This is a genomic window from Roseibium sp. RKSG952 (assembly GCF_009711355.1).
Map to the genome: position 1 here is coordinate 1 of NZ_SMMF01000827.1, position 13,535 is coordinate 13,535.

At 58.8% G+C, this 13,535-nt stretch carries 10 protein-coding genes and 1 tRNA gene; 10 read left to right on the forward strand and 1 reads right to left on the reverse strand.

Annotated features, from left to right (window positions below):
* Positions 1 to 143 precede the first annotated feature (143 nt).
* The 10 genes from E1297_RS08850 (at position 144) to E1297_RS08895 (ending at position 12,657) form a co-directional block, all read left to right on the forward strand.
* Positions 144 to 219: transfer RNA gene (locus E1297_RS08850), tRNA-Trp, on the forward strand.
* 104 nt (positions 220 to 323) lie between these two features.
* Positions 324 to 521 (forward strand): preprotein translocase subunit SecE, encoded by a 198-nt coding sequence (gene secE, locus E1297_RS08855; RefSeq protein WP_155136766.1) that lies wholly within the window; start codon positions 324 to 326, stop codon positions 519 to 521.
* Between the two features lie 56 nt (positions 522 to 577).
* A complete protein-coding gene (gene nusG, locus E1297_RS08860; protein ID WP_155136769.1) occupies positions 578 to 1,108 on the forward strand; it encodes a transcription termination/antitermination protein NusG in 531 nt (176 codons plus the stop codon).
* A 154-nt stretch (positions 1,109 to 1,262) separates the two neighbouring features.
* Positions 1,263 to 1,691, forward strand: coding sequence for a 50S ribosomal protein L11 (rplK, locus tag E1297_RS08865; RefSeq protein ID WP_155136772.1), 429 nt, complete (start codon positions 1,263 to 1,265; stop codon positions 1,689 to 1,691).
* 4 nt (positions 1,692 to 1,695) lie between these two features.
* A complete protein-coding gene (gene rplA, locus E1297_RS08870) occupies positions 1,696 to 2,391 on the forward strand; it encodes a 50S ribosomal protein L1 (RefSeq protein ID WP_155136775.1) in 696 nt (231 codons plus the stop codon).
* Positions 2,392 to 2,707: 316 nt separating this feature from the next.
* Entirely contained in the window at positions 2,708 to 3,226 is a 519-nt protein-coding gene (gene rplJ, locus E1297_RS08875; protein ID WP_368669501.1) for a 50S ribosomal protein L10, read from the forward strand.
* Positions 3,227 to 3,283: 57 nt separating this feature from the next.
* On the forward strand, positions 3,284 to 3,658 hold the full coding sequence (rplL, locus tag E1297_RS08880) for a 50S ribosomal protein L7/L12 (RefSeq protein WP_155136778.1): 375 nt from the start codon (positions 3,284 to 3,286) through the stop codon (positions 3,656 to 3,658).
* Between the two features lie 189 nt (positions 3,659 to 3,847).
* A complete protein-coding gene (gene rpoB, locus E1297_RS08885) occupies positions 3,848 to 7,987 on the forward strand; it encodes a DNA-directed RNA polymerase subunit beta (protein WP_155136781.1) in 4,140 nt (1,379 codons plus the stop codon).
* Between the two features lie 102 nt (positions 7,988 to 8,089).
* Positions 8,090 to 12,289 (forward strand): DNA-directed RNA polymerase subunit beta', encoded by a 4,200-nt coding sequence (gene rpoC, locus E1297_RS08890; RefSeq protein WP_155136784.1) that lies wholly within the window; start codon positions 8,090 to 8,092, stop codon positions 12,287 to 12,289.
* 71 nt (positions 12,290 to 12,360) lie between these two features.
* Positions 12,361 to 12,657 (forward strand): regulator, encoded by a 297-nt coding sequence (locus E1297_RS08895; RefSeq protein WP_155136787.1) that lies wholly within the window; start codon positions 12,361 to 12,363, stop codon positions 12,655 to 12,657.
* A 211-nt stretch (positions 12,658 to 12,868) separates the two neighbouring features.
* Here E1297_RS08895 and E1297_RS08900 read toward each other — a convergent pair whose 3' ends face one another.
* Positions 12,869 to 13,270: a hypothetical protein gene (locus E1297_RS08900; protein ID WP_155136790.1), complete on the reverse strand. Its 402-nt coding sequence runs from the start codon at positions 13,268 to 13,270 to the stop codon at positions 12,869 to 12,871.
* Positions 13,271 to 13,535 lie beyond the last annotated feature (265 nt).

Here is a 13,535-nt window from a genome sequence, read left to right on the forward strand (position 1 = left end):
GCTGGCGTCGTCGCATCCATCATCGAATAAGTTTTGATTTCGCCGGACCGCTTGTCCGGTCCGGCGAATTCTTGTCCACAGGTCTTGCCAAATCAGGATCTTAGGACTATCAGGAGCACCGGTCGACAGCGTCGATGCTTTGTAGGGGTATAGCTCAGTTGGTAGAGCGGCGGTCTCCAAAACCGCAGGTCGCGGGTTCGAACCCTGCTGCCCCTGCCATTTTGCTCTTGATCACTGGCCCCCGAGGGCTTAAATAGGTTTCTCGGGTGAGGCGCGCGGATCGGGTCCGCGCGCCCACTCGCATTTAACAGGCCGGAATCTGAATGGCGAAGACCAATCCCTTAACATTCATCCAGCAGGTGCGGTCCGAAGTGTCGAAAGTCACTTGGCCGACGCGGCGCGAAACGGCGGTTACCACCGTCATGGTGTTCATCATGGTCATGATCGCGGCGATCTTCTTTTTGCTGGCCGATCAGTTGATGAGCTGGGGCATTGGATTGTTGCTGGGGCTTGGTAACTGACGCTTGTATGAGCGGTGCCCGGACTACCATAAGAACGAGAAGCGGATCAGAGGGTTATGGCCAAGCGCTGGTATATTGTGCATGCCTATTCGAATTTCGAGAAGAAGGTCGCCGATTCCATTCGCGAAAAGGCCGAGCAGCAGGGGCTGACGGACCTCTTTGAGGAAATCCTGGTTCCGATGGAAAAGGTCGTTGAAGTGCGCCGTGGCCGCAAGGTTGATGCAGAGCGCAAATTCTTTCCCGGCTATGTGCTTGTGAAGATGGATATGACCAATGAGGCGTTTCACCTGATCAAGAATACGCCAAAGGTCACCGGATTTTTGGGCGCGGATCAGAAGCCGATGCCGATTCCGGAAAAAGAGGCCATGCGCATCATCAACCAGGTGCAAGAAGGTGTGGACCGGCCGAAGCCGTCGATTAGCTTCGAGGTTGGTGAGCAGGTGCGGGTGTCCGACGGGCCGTTTGCATCCTTCTCGGGTCTTGTCGAGGAAGTGGACGATGAGCGGTCGCGGCTCAAGGTGGCTGTGTCCATCTTCGGGCGGGCGACCCCGGTCGAACTGGAATTCGGTCAGGTCGACAAGCTCTGACCGGGCACTTCGGTGCCGAAGCTGGCAGTCCGGTTGGGCTGCCTGAAGTGGGTGGTAGGTTTGGGAGCTCATCGCCGGGCTCTTTTAAAAACCCGACCACCAACTCCTGAAACCGGACTGATCTGTCAGTCCCGTCCTGTTTGGAGAAAAGTAAATGGCGAAGAAGATTGAAGGCTTCCTGAAGTTGCAGGTGCCTGCCGGTTCCGCAACGCCGTCGCCGCCCATTGGTCCGGCGCTCGGTCAGCGTGGTCTGAACATCATGGAGTTCTGTAAGGCGTTCAACGCACAGACCCAGGATGTTGAAAAGGGCGCTCCGTGCCCGACCGTGATTACCTATTATTCCGACAAGTCCTTCACGTTCGAAGTGAAGACGGCTCCGGTCAGCTTCTTCCTCAAGAAGGCTGCCAAGCTTCAGAAGGGCTCCACCACTCCGGGCCGTGGCACCGTTGGGTCGGTGTCCAAGGCGCAGGTGAAGGAAATCGCTGAAGCGAAGATGAAGGACCTGAATGCCAACGACATCGATGCAGCAATGCTGATGGTCGAAGGCTCCGCCCGGTCCATGGGTCTCGAGGTTACGGAGTAAGGTCATGGCGAAGGTTGGAAAGCGTATCACGGCAGCTCGTGAAGGTATCGACCGGAACAAGCTCTATCCGCTTGGCGAGGCGCTGAGCCTGGTCAAGGGCCGTTCCAAGACCAAGTTCGACGAAACCGTTGAAGTTGCGATCAATCTGGGCGTTGACCCGCGTCACGCAGACCAGATGGTTCGCGGCGTCTGCATCCTGCCGAACGGCACGGGCAAGACGGTTCGTGTGGCTGTGTTTGCACGTGGTGACAAGGCAGAAGCTGCCAAGGCCGCCGGTGCGGACATCGTTGGTGCAGAGGATCTTGTCGAGCAGGTTCAGTCCGGCAACATCGACTTCGATCGCTGCATTGCAACGCCCGACATGATGCCGCTGGTTGGCCGTCTTGGTAAGGTGCTCGGCCCGCGCGGCCTGATGCCGAACCCGAAGGTCGGAACCGTTACTCCGGACGTCACGTCTGCGGTCAACGACGCCAAGGGCGGTGCGGTCCAGTTTCGCGTCGAGAAGGCCGGTATTGTTCACGCTGGAGTCGGCAAGGTGTCCTTCAGCGAAGATGCATTGACCCAGAACGTCAAGGCACTGCTGGATGCGGTCAACAAGGCGAAGCCGACGGGTGCAAAGGGCACCTACCTGAAGCGCGTAGCCCTGTCTTCCACGATGGGCCCGGGCGTCAAGGTCGATCTGGCAACGATCGCCGAGTAATCCGGACCAGGCGTCCGGAAGTATAAGAATTTGTCCGGTTCGTCCGGATGATAGACCCGGCGGGAAGCTGCCGGGTTGCCCTGTCCGAGACTGCAGGTGTCGGGAAACCGGCTTAAGCTGAATGGCCTGCATAGATAGGTGAGAACCATTGGCTTCCTTTTCAAGGGGGCGGTTCGAACCAGGCCTTGCCGCGCGCGCCGCGTGTGTCGAGGGGACAGGACCCTGAGCGTCGTTTGCGGGCGTTCCCGGGTTCGGGACCGAACGCGAGCGGCAAAGGCAAACCGGTGGCGGGAACGCCACCAAATGGAGAAGGCAAGTGGAAAGAGCGGAAAAGCACGAGTTCGTGACGGCTCTGAACGCGGAACTGGGTGATACCGGTGTCGTGGTCGTCGCGCACTATGCAGGCCTTTCGGTTGCGCAGATGACTGCCCTGCGGGCGCAGATGCGTGAAGCCGGCGGTACTGTCAAAGTCGCAAAAAACCGCCTTGTGAAACTTGCCCTTCAAGGCACGGAAATGGAGCACATCTCCGACCTGTTCCAGGGCCCGACCTTGATCGCCTATTCGGCCGATCCGGTTGCAGCCCCGAAAGCGGTCGTGGATTTCGCCAAGGCAAACGACAAGCTCGTCGTCCTTGGTGGTGCGCTCGGTTCCACAAACCTGAATGCGGATGGCGTCAAGTCTCTTGCAACCATGCCGTCGCTCGATGAGCTGCGTGCAAAGCTGGTTGGCATGATCCAGACCCCGGCATCCCGTATTGCTCAGGTTGTCAACGCGCCGGCCGGGCAGCTCGCCCGCGTCTTCAACGCGTATGCCGAGAAGGACAAGGCCGCATAAGGCGACCAAACACTGTCTACAAAACCAACTACTGGTTCGAACGTAAGGTATTTGAAAATGGCTGATCTCGAAAAGATCGTTGAAGAACTGTCCGCACTGACCGTCATGGAAGCTGCCGAGCTGTCCAAGCTGCTGGAAGAAAAGTGGGGCGTATCCGCCGCTGCTCCGGTTGCTGTGGCTGCTGTTGCTGCTGGCGGCGAAGCTGCTGCTGCTGAAGAGCAGACCGAATTCGACGTCATCCTGGCGTCTGCAGGCGACAAGAAGATCAACGTGATCAAGGAAGTCCGTGCAATCACCGGTCTTGGCCTGAAAGAAGCCAAGGAGCTCGTCGAAGGCGCTCCGAAGCCGGTCAAGGAAGGCGTCGACAAGGCGGAAGCAGAAGAGCTGAAGAAGAAGCTCGAAGAAGCTGGCGCATCTGTCGAGCTGAAGTAATCAGGGCTTTTTGCCCTTTGACGGTCCCGGCCAAGCCGGGACCGTTTCTAAGGCCCCGGCGGGTTTTCCCGTGTCCGGGGCACACGTCCCACTAGGGGGACGGTTTGCCGAAGCGCCCGGGCGGGAGGCCGTCCGATTGGAAAAGGGGCGTTTCGGCCAGCCGTTACCCGGCCGATACGAGGAGCGACAATGACCCAAACGTTCAACGGTCGCAAAAAGGTCCGTAAGTACTACGGATCCATCCGCGATGTCGCGGCAATGCCCAATCTCATCGAGGTTCAAAAAGCATCCTACGACCAGTTTCTGCAGGTCGACGAGATGCCGGGCGGTGGCCGCATCAATGAAGGCCTTGAGGCCGTATTCCAGTCCGTGTTCCCGATTTCCGATTTCGCGGGCACGTCGCTTCTGGAATTTGTTTCCTACGAATTTGAAGCTCCCAAATACGATATTGACGAGTGCCGTCAGCGTGGCATCACCTTTGCCGCGCCGCTGAAGGTCACCTTGCGTCTGATCGTGTTCGATGTCGATGAAGACACCGGTGCCAAGTCCGTCAAGGACATCAAGGAGCAGGATGTCTACATGGGCGACATCCCGTTCATGACCGACAACGGCACCTTCATCGTCAACGGCACCGAGCGCGTGATCGTTTCCCAGATGCACCGCTCGCCGGGTGTGTTCTTCGATCACGACAAGGGCAAGACCCACTCTTCGGGCAAGCTTCTGTTTGCCGCGCGCGTGATCCCGTATCGCGGGTCCTGGCTCGACATCGAGTTTGACGCCAAGGACATCGTCTATGCGCGTATCGACCGCCGCCGCAAGATCCCGGTAACCTCCCTGTTGATGGCCCTTGGCCTCGACGGCGAGGAAATCCTCAACACCTTCTTCAACCGGATTGACTATACCCGTCAGCGTGACGGCTCATGGCGCATGCCGTTCGATGCCGACCGTCTGAAGGGCACCAAGGCCTCTTATGACCTTGTTGATGCCGATAGCGGTGAAGTCGTTGTGGAAGGCGGCCGCAAGATCACGGCCCGGACCATCAAGCAGCTCGCCGAAAAGGGCGTGACCGCGCTGAAGGTTCTGGATGAGGACCTGCACGGCCACTATCTTGCCGAAGACATCGTCAACGAGCAGTCCGGCGAAATCTACGCCGAAGCCGGTGACGAGCTGACCGGCAAGCTTTTGGAAGAGCTGGTTGATCGCGGTTACCATGATTTGCCGATCCTGGACATCGACCACGTCAACACCGGTCCTTACATCCGCAACACGCTGTCCGTCGACAAGAACGAGTCCCGCGAAGACGCGCTGTTCGACATTTACCGTGTGATGCGTCCGGGCGAGCCGCCCACCATCGATACGGCCGAGGCGATGTTCCAGTCATTGTTCTTCGATGACGAGCGCTACGACCTGTCGGCTGTCGGCCGCGTCAAGATGAACATGCGTCTCGACCTGCAGTGTGAAGACACTGTCCGGGTGCTGCGCAAGGAAGACATCCTGTCGGTCATCAAGGTTCTTCTGGAACTGCGCGACGGCAAGGGCGAGATCGACGACATCGACAACCTGGGCAACCGCCGGGTCCGGTCTGTCGGCGAGCTGATGGAAAACCAGTACCGCGTCGGTCTTCTGCGCATGGAACGGGCGATCAAGGAGCGGATGAGCTCCGTCGAGATCGATACCGTGATGCCGCAGGATCTGATCAACGCCAAGCCGGCGGCTGCCGCCGTGCGTGAATTCTTCGGCTCCTCGCAGCTGTCGCAGTTCATGGACCAGACCAACCCGCTGTCGGAAGTTACCCACAAGCGCCGTCTTTCGGCACTTGGGCCAGGCGGTCTGACACGCGAGCGCGCAGGCTTCGAGGTGCGCGACGTTCACCCGACGCACTATGGCCGTATCTGCCCGATTGAGACGCCGGAAGGCCCGAACATCGGTCTGATCAACTCTCTCGCCACCTTTGCCCGCGTCAACAAGTACGGCTTCATCGAAAGCCCGTACCGCAAGGTGAAGGACGGCGTGGTGACGGAAGACATCGTCTATCTGTCCGCCATGGAAGAAGCCAAACACTATGTGGCTCAGTCCAACGCGGTCTATGACGACAATGGCCGTTTCACCGAAGAGCTGATCACCTGCCGTCACGCAGGCGAAAACATGATGGTTCCGTCCGAGCGCGTTGACCTCATGGACGTGTCGCCGAAGCAGCTCGTGTCTGTCGCTGCCGCGCTCATCCCGTTCCTTGAGAACGACGATGCGAACCGCGCACTGATGGGCTCGAACATGCAGCGTCAGGCCGTGCCGCTGGTGCGTGCGGAAGCGCCGTTTGTCGGCACCGGCATGGAGCCGATCGTCGCCCGCGATTCGGGGGCTGCGATTGGTGCGCGCCGTGCGGGTGTGGTCGATCAGGTCGATGCAACGCGTATCGTTATCCGGGCAACGGAAGATCTGGATGCGGGCAAGTCCGGCGTCGACATCTACCGCCTGATGAAGTTCCAGCGTTCGAACCAGAACACCTGCATCAACCAGCGTCCGCTGGTGCGTGTCGGCGACCGGATTCACAAGGGCGACATCATCGCCGACGGTCCTTCGACGGATCTGGGTGATCTGGCGCTCGGCCGGAACGTGCTGGTCGCGTTCATGCCTTGGAACGGCTACAACTTCGAGGATTCCATACTTCTTTCCGAGCGGATCGTGTCTGACGATGTCTTTACGTCGATCCACCTGGAAGAGTTCGAGGTGATGGCCCGCGATACCAAGCTTGGGCCGGAAGAAATCACGCGCGATATTCCGAATGTGTCGGAAGAGGCGCTGAAGAACCTCGACGAAGCCGGAATTGTCTATATCGGTGCCGAACTGCATCCGGGCGACATTCTCGTCGGCAAGATCACGCCGAAGGGCGAAAGCCCGATGACACCGGAAGAAAAGCTTCTGCGTGCCATCTTCGGTGAAAAGGCCTCCGACGTGCGCGACACGTCCCTGCGCCTGCCGCCGGGGGTTTCCGGTACGGTCGTCGAAGTCCGCGTCTTCAACCGTCACGGGGTGGAAAAGGACGAGCGCGCGATGGCAATCGAGCGCGAGGAAATCGAACGTCTCGCCAAGGACCGTGACGACGAACAGGCAATTCTTGACCGCAACGTCTATGGCCGCCTGGCCGAGATGCTGATGGACAAGACGGCTGTTGCCGGCCCGAAGGGCTTCAAGAAGGGCACCGAACTGACGGGCGACGTCCTCAACGACTTCGCACGCTCGCAGTGGTGGCAGTTTGCCACCGAAGACGAGAAGTTCATGTCCGAGATCGAAGCCCTGCGCGGTCAGTACGACGAGAGCCGCAAGCGTCTCGAGCAGCGTTTCATCGATAAGGTCGAGAAGCTGCAGCGCGGCGACGAGCTGCCCCCGGGCGTCATGAAGATGGTCAAGGTCTTCGTTGCCGTGAAGCGCAAGATCCAGCCGGGCGACAAGATGGCCGGCCGTCACGGGAACAAGGGTGTGGTCTCCAAGATCAATCCTTGCGAGGACATGCCGTTCCTTGCCGATGGCACCCATGTCGACATCGTGCTGAACCCGCTCGGCGTGCCTTCGCGCATGAACGTCGGCCAGATTCTGGAAACGCACCTTGGCTGGGCGTGTGCCGGAATGGGCAAGAAGATCGGCGAGATGTACGAGCAGTACCGCAAGAGCGGCGAGATCGATCAGCTGCGCGGCAAGATCGTCGAGATCTATGGCGACAACCTCAAGGGCGACAACGTCAAGGAATATGATGACGAGAGCATCGTGCGCCTGGCGGATCAGCTGAAGAAGGGCGTGTCGATTGCGACACCGGTCTTCGACGGTGCCCGCGAGCCGGATGTCGTCGAGGGTCTCAAGATTGCCGACTTCGATGAAAGCGGCCAGTCGACCCTTTATGATGGCCGGACCGGTGAAGAGTTCGACCGCAAGGTGACTGTGGGCTATATTTACATGCTCAAGCTTCACCACCTGGTCGACGACAAGATCCACGCCCGTTCGATCGGCCCATACTCGCTCGTCACGCAGCAGCCGCTGGGTGGTAAGGCGCAGTTCGGTGGCCAGCGCTTCGGGGAAATGGAGGTCTGGGCGCTTGAAGCTTACGGGGCAGCCTATACGCTGCAGGAAATGCTCACGGTCAAGTCCGATGACGTTGCCGGACGTACAAAGGTCTATGAGGCCATCGTACGTGGCGACGACACGTTCGAAGCCGGCATTCCGGAAAGTTTCAACGTGCTTGTGAAGGAAATGAGGTCACTTGGTCTGAATGTTGAGCTGCAGCGGACAGACCAGCCCATGATTCAGGAAGAACCGGCTGCAGATGCAGCGGAGTAACTTTCAGGACATGAACAAGACCGATTTTACACTTGCAATGCCGGTTGAAGGGGAGGGCGCCGACGGGCGCGCTCCCTCACCGTGCATCGAAGGAGAGAGACCATGAATCATGAGGTCATGAACCTGTTTAACCAACAGGCTCCCACGCAGACCTTCGACAATATCCGGATCTCGCTTGCGAGCCCGGAAAAGATTCTGTCCTGGTCATTCGGCGAAATCAAAAAGCCGGAAACAATCAACTACCGGACGTTCAAGCCGGAACGCGACGGCCTGTTCTGCGCCCGTATCTTTGGACCGATCAAGGACTATGAATGTCTTTGCGGCAAGTACAAGCGCATGAAATACAAGGGCGTCATCTGTGAAAAGTGTGGCGTTGAAGTCACTCTGTCGCGGGTGCGCCGCGAGCGCATGGGCCACATCGAGCTGGCTGCACCGGTTGCTCACATCTGGTTCCTGAAGTCCCTGCCGAGCCGCATCGGTTTGCTGCTCGACATGACGCTGAAGGATCTTGAGCGCGTTCTCTACTTCGAAAACTATGTTGTTCTGGAGCCGGGCCTCACCCCGCTCAAGCAGCATCAGTTGCTCTCCGAAGAAGACTACGTCACCGCTCAGGACGAATATGGTGAAGATGCCTTCACCGCGATGATTGGTGCGGAAGCCATCCGCGAGATCCTGATGTCGATGGATCTCGAGAAGGAAAGCGAGCGGCTGCGCCAGGAAATCGCCGAGGCGACCACCGAGCTGAAGCCGAAGAAACTGGCCAAGCGCCTGAAGGTCATCGAAGCGTTCATGGAATCCGGCAACCGTCCGGAATGGATGATCATGACCGTCGTTCCGGTGATCCCGCCGGATCTGCGTCCGCTGGTTCCGCTTGATGGCGGCCGGTTCGCGACATCGGATCTCAATGATCTGTACCGCCGCGTGATCAACCGGAACAACCGTCTGCGCCGTCTGATGGAACTGCGCGCACCGGACATTATCATCCGGAACGAGAAGCGCATGCTTCAGGAGTCCGTTGACGCCCTGTTCGACAATGGCCGCCGTGGCCGTGTGATCACCGGTGCCAACAAGCGTCCGCTGAAGTCCCTGTCCGACATGCTCAAGGGCAAGCAGGGCCGGTTCCGTCAGAACCTGCTTGGCAAGCGCGTTGACTATTCCGGCCGTTCGGTGATCACCGTGGGTCCGGAACTGAAACTGCACCAGTGCGGTCTGCCGAAGAAGATGGCGCTTGAGCTGTTCAAGCCGTTCATCTATTCGCGCCTTGATGCCAAGGGCTTCTCGTCCACGGTCAAGCAGGCGAAGAAGCTGGTTGAAAAGGAGAGGCCCGAAGTTTGGGATATCCTTGACGAGGTGATCCGTGAGCACCCGGTTCTTCTGAACCGCGCGCCGACGCTTCACCGTCTCGGCATCCAGGCGTTTGAACCGACCCTGATCGAAGGCAAGGCGATCCAGCTGCACCCGCTCGTCTGTTCGGCATTCAACGCTGACTTCGACGGTGACCAGATGGCCGTGCACGTTCCGCTGTCGCTCGAAGCGCAGCTGGAAGCCCGTACGCTGATGATGTCGACCAACAACATCCTGCATCCGGCAAACGGTGGCCCGATCATCGTTCCGTCTCAGGATATCGTTCTTGGCCTCTACTATCTGTCGATCATGGCGGAGAAAGAGCCGGGCGAAGGCATGGCCTTCGGCGACATTGGTGAAATCCACCATGCGCTGGCCAACAAGGTCATCACGCTGCACACCAAGATCCGCGGCCGGTTCAAGTCTGTTGATGCCGATGGCAATCCGACTTCGGAAATCCACGAGACGACACCGGGCCGGATGTTGATCGGCGAGCTTCTGCCGAAGCATTTTGAAGTGCCGTATGACGCCTGCAACAAGCTGATGACCAAGAAGGACGTCTCCAAGATGATCGACACGGTTTACCGTGCCTGCGGTCAGAAAGAGACGGTTATCTTCTGTGACCGGATCATGCAGCTCGGCTTCCGCAACGCATGTAATGCCGGCATTTCCTTCGGCATGGACGACATGGTCATTCCGGACACGAAGACGGATCTGGTTGGCCAGACATCCGCACTCGTGACCGAATACGAACAGCAGTACAATGACGGTCTGATCACCCAGGGCGAGAAGTACAACAAGGTTGTCGACGCCTGGGCGAAATGTACCGACAAGATTGCTGACGAGATGATGGCCCGCATTAAGGCCGTTCAGATCGACGAGGAGACGGGCCGTCAGAAGCCGATGAACTCGGTTTACATGATGTCTCACTCCGGTGCCCGTGGTTCGCCTCAGCAGATGAAGCAGCTGGCAGGTATGCGCGGTCTGATGGCCAAGCCGTCCGGCGAGATTATCGAAAACCCGATTATCTCGAACTTCAAGGAAGGCCTCTCGGTTCTTGAGTACTTCAACTCCACCCACGGCGCCCGTAAGGGTCTGGCGGACACGGCGTTGAAGACCGCGAACTCGGGTTACCTGACCCGCCGTCTCGTGGACGTGGCCCAGGATTCGATCATCCTGGAACCGGATTGCGGCTCCGAGCGCGGCATCACTGTGGCCCCGATCGTGGATGCCGGTAACGTGATTGCCTCCCTCGGCATGCGCGTTCTCGGCCGCACCACGGCGGAAGACGTCTTCAATCATCAGACCGGCGAGCTCATTGTTCCCCGGGGCAAGCTGATTGACGAAAAGGACGTCGATATCATCGAGGCGGCCAAGGTTCAGCAGATCAAGATCCGGTCGGTTCTGACCTGTGAAACCGAAACCGGCGTCTGTGCGACCTGTTACGGCCGTGACCTTGCACGCGGTACTCCGGTCAACATGGGCGAGGCGGTCGGCGTCATCGCGGCACAGTCGATCGGTGAGCCGGGCACCCAGCTGACCATGCGGACGTTCCACATTGGTGGTACGGCGCAGGTTGTCGACAGCTCGTTCATCGAGTCCAATGTCGATGGCACGGTCAAGATCCGGAACCGGAGCGTCCAGCGCGATTCGGATGGCAACCTGATTGCCATGGTCCGCAACATGTCGATCGTTGTCACCGACAGCGACGGCAACGAGCGCGCCGTTCACCGGATCACCTACGGTTCCAAGCTGCATGTCGACGATGGCGACAAGGTCAAGCGCGGCCAGCGGATCGCCGAATGGGATCCGTATACCCGCCCGATGCTGGCAGAAGTTGACGGTGTCGTGGACTTTGAAGACCTCATCGACGGTGTCTCCGTTCAGGAAACGGCCGACGAGGCGACCGGTATCACCAAGCGTGTCGTTATCGACTGGCGTTCGTCCCAGCGTGGTCAGGATCTCAAGCCGGCAATCGTCACCAAGAACGATCGCGGCGAGATTTCCAAGACCTCCCGCGGATCCGATGCCCGTGTGATGTTGTCGGTGGATTCGATCCTGTCGGTTCAGCCGGGATCCAGCGTCAAGGCTGGTGACGTTCTGGCCCGTATTCCGCTGGAAAGCGCCAAGACCAAGGACATCACCGGTGGTCTGCCGCGTGTTGCGGAATTGTTCGAAGCCCGCCGTCCGAAGGATCACGCGATCATCGCGGAGATCACCGGGACGATCCGCTTCGGCCGGGACTACAAGAACAAGCGCCGCGTGATCATCGATCCGGCAGAGGAGGGGCTGGAGCCCGTCGAATACCTCATCCCGAAAGGCAAGCACTTCCACCTTCAGGAAGGCGATGCCATTGAAAAGGGTGAGTACATTCTCGACGGCAACCCGGCACCGCACGACATCCTGGCGGTCAAGGGCGTGGAAGCACTGGCGGCTTACCTCGTCAACGAGATCCAGGAAGTCTACCGTCTGCAGGGCGTGACCATCAACGACAAGCACATCGAGGTGATCGTTCGCCAGATGCTGCAGAAGATCGAGATCACCGATTCCGGTGACACCGAGTTCTTCCCGGGTGAGCAGGTCGACAAGCTTGACTTCGACGCTGCAAACCAGCGGGCGATCGACGCGGCACGGGACCCGGCCAAGGGCAACCCGGTTCTGCTCGGGATCACCAAGGCGTCCTTGCAGACCCGGTCGTTCTTCTCGGCGGCATCGTTCCAGGAGACCACGCGTGTCCTGACCGAAGCAGCTGTCGGCGGCAAGATCGATCCGCTGGTCGGACTGAAGGAAAACGTGATCGTGGGCCGCTTGATCCCGGCCGGTACCGGCGGGGTCATGAAACGGATCCGCAAGATCGCGTCCCATCGCGACGATCTGATCCAGGAAGCCCAGCGGGCACATTCTTCGGAAAGCGCTGCCGAGGGACTTCTGGAAGATCTGAGCGGCGCAGCCGAGTGATCTTGCCACAAAACCAATCTGCAAAGGCCGCCCTCGGGCGGCCTTTCTCTTAACTGAGTGGATCTTGAGCTATGAACGACAACGATATGGAACTGGACCCGGTGGTCTACATTGTCATCGGGCGGGTTTGGACCACCGATGACGGAACGCCAGACGATGCAATTGCCATCCATGCAATGCTGACCGCGGCGGATGACGATGACGCGGTCCGCAAGACCCTTGAAGCCTTGTCGGGGCAGGGATATGTCGAAGCGGAACTCGACCAGATCGGGGTCATGGACGGGGAACCGGACGACCCGACCTATGAAGGCGCCTATCAGGACGCTTTGGCGGGCAACGTGGCGGTGATCACGTTCGAGGGGGAATAGGCAAAGGCAAAGCCGCTTGCCGGAGAGTGGCGGGGCGGGGAGTGCTCCGCCGCTACGGGTTTGGGAGTTCAGCTTCGTCAGGGAACGCCATCAATGGCGCTTTCCACCCTTGACACTCAATCCCTTTTGGCGAACCGGACTTGGCCGTTGCCTTGTTGCACTTCTTGGCTGAATCCGTACCGCCGCTACGGCTTAAGATAAAATACCCGTTTCAGACCGTGATGGTCTCGAACGGCATGAAGAATTTTCCAAGCCCGGTCATGGCACCTCCACCGACATCAAACCGGCCATTGTAAAACACACCGCTATCGAGTTTTCGCCGGGCGAGGATTTCTCCCGTACATTCGAAATCCGTCGTCCTGACCTTTGAATTGACCCGCAGGTCGAGGCTTCGAAGCAGGATCGCAGACTGGCGTCGCCGGATGTTATTGTCGAGGCAGCAGTAGAGGACCGCCAGCTTGACGATGCATTCGGAGACATTGAGGGTTGAGAGGTAGGGGAGGGAGTGAGCCTCCACTCTGTAACTCACGGTGATCCGGTCCCGTTCGTAGTGGTATTTCGAGACGGCCAAACGGTCTGCGCGGTGGGATCCCCCCAAATAGTTGCCCAGCATATTTGGAATTTCCGGGTCGTATTCCATGGCTTGCCTTGCAAACCGTGCCAGTAGTCCGATTATCGTGTTCTGCGAAGATCATGAATTTGGCCAGAATTGGCAATTCGCACATATTACACTCCTTGCCGGTTTTGACATCTTGCGGCCAGCCTTTTGCATTTGACGGCGGAATTGGTTTCATCAAGCCAAAATGAGGATGGATTCAGCCGAGAAGTGTATGAAAGCAAAGGCTATGTTCTGTTCGCCATAAGGGATTGAGTGTCAA

Excerpts from the sequence above, each read along its gene's own strand:
- secE (WP_155136766.1), top strand. The coding sequence starts at position 324 with ATGGCGAAGACCAATCCCTTAACATTCATCCAGCAGGTGCGGTCCGAA.
- nusG (WP_155136769.1), top strand. The coding sequence starts at position 578 with ATGGCCAAGCGCTGGTATATTGTGCATGCCTATTCGAATTTCGAGAAG.
- rplK (WP_155136772.1), top strand. The coding sequence starts at position 1,263 with ATGGCGAAGAAGATTGAAGGCTTCCTGAAGTTGCAGGTGCCTGCCGGT.
- rplA (WP_155136775.1), top strand. The coding sequence starts at position 1,696 with ATGGCGAAGGTTGGAAAGCGTATCACGGCAGCTCGTGAAGGTATCGAC.
- rplL (WP_155136778.1), top strand. The coding sequence starts at position 3,284 with ATGGCTGATCTCGAAAAGATCGTTGAAGAACTGTCCGCACTGACCGTC.
- rpoB (WP_155136781.1), top strand. The coding sequence starts at position 3,848 with ATGACCCAAACGTTCAACGGTCGCAAAAAGGTCCGTAAGTACTACGGA.
- rpoC (WP_155136784.1), top strand. The coding sequence starts at position 8,090 with ATGAATCATGAGGTCATGAACCTGTTTAACCAACAGGCTCCCACGCAG.
- E1297_RS08895 (WP_155136787.1), top strand. The coding sequence starts at position 12,361 with ATGAACGACAACGATATGGAACTGGACCCGGTGGTCTACATTGTCATC.
- E1297_RS08900 (WP_155136790.1), bottom strand. The coding sequence starts at position 13,270 with ATGCTGGGCAACTATTTGGGGGGATCCCACCGCGCAGACCGTTTGGCC.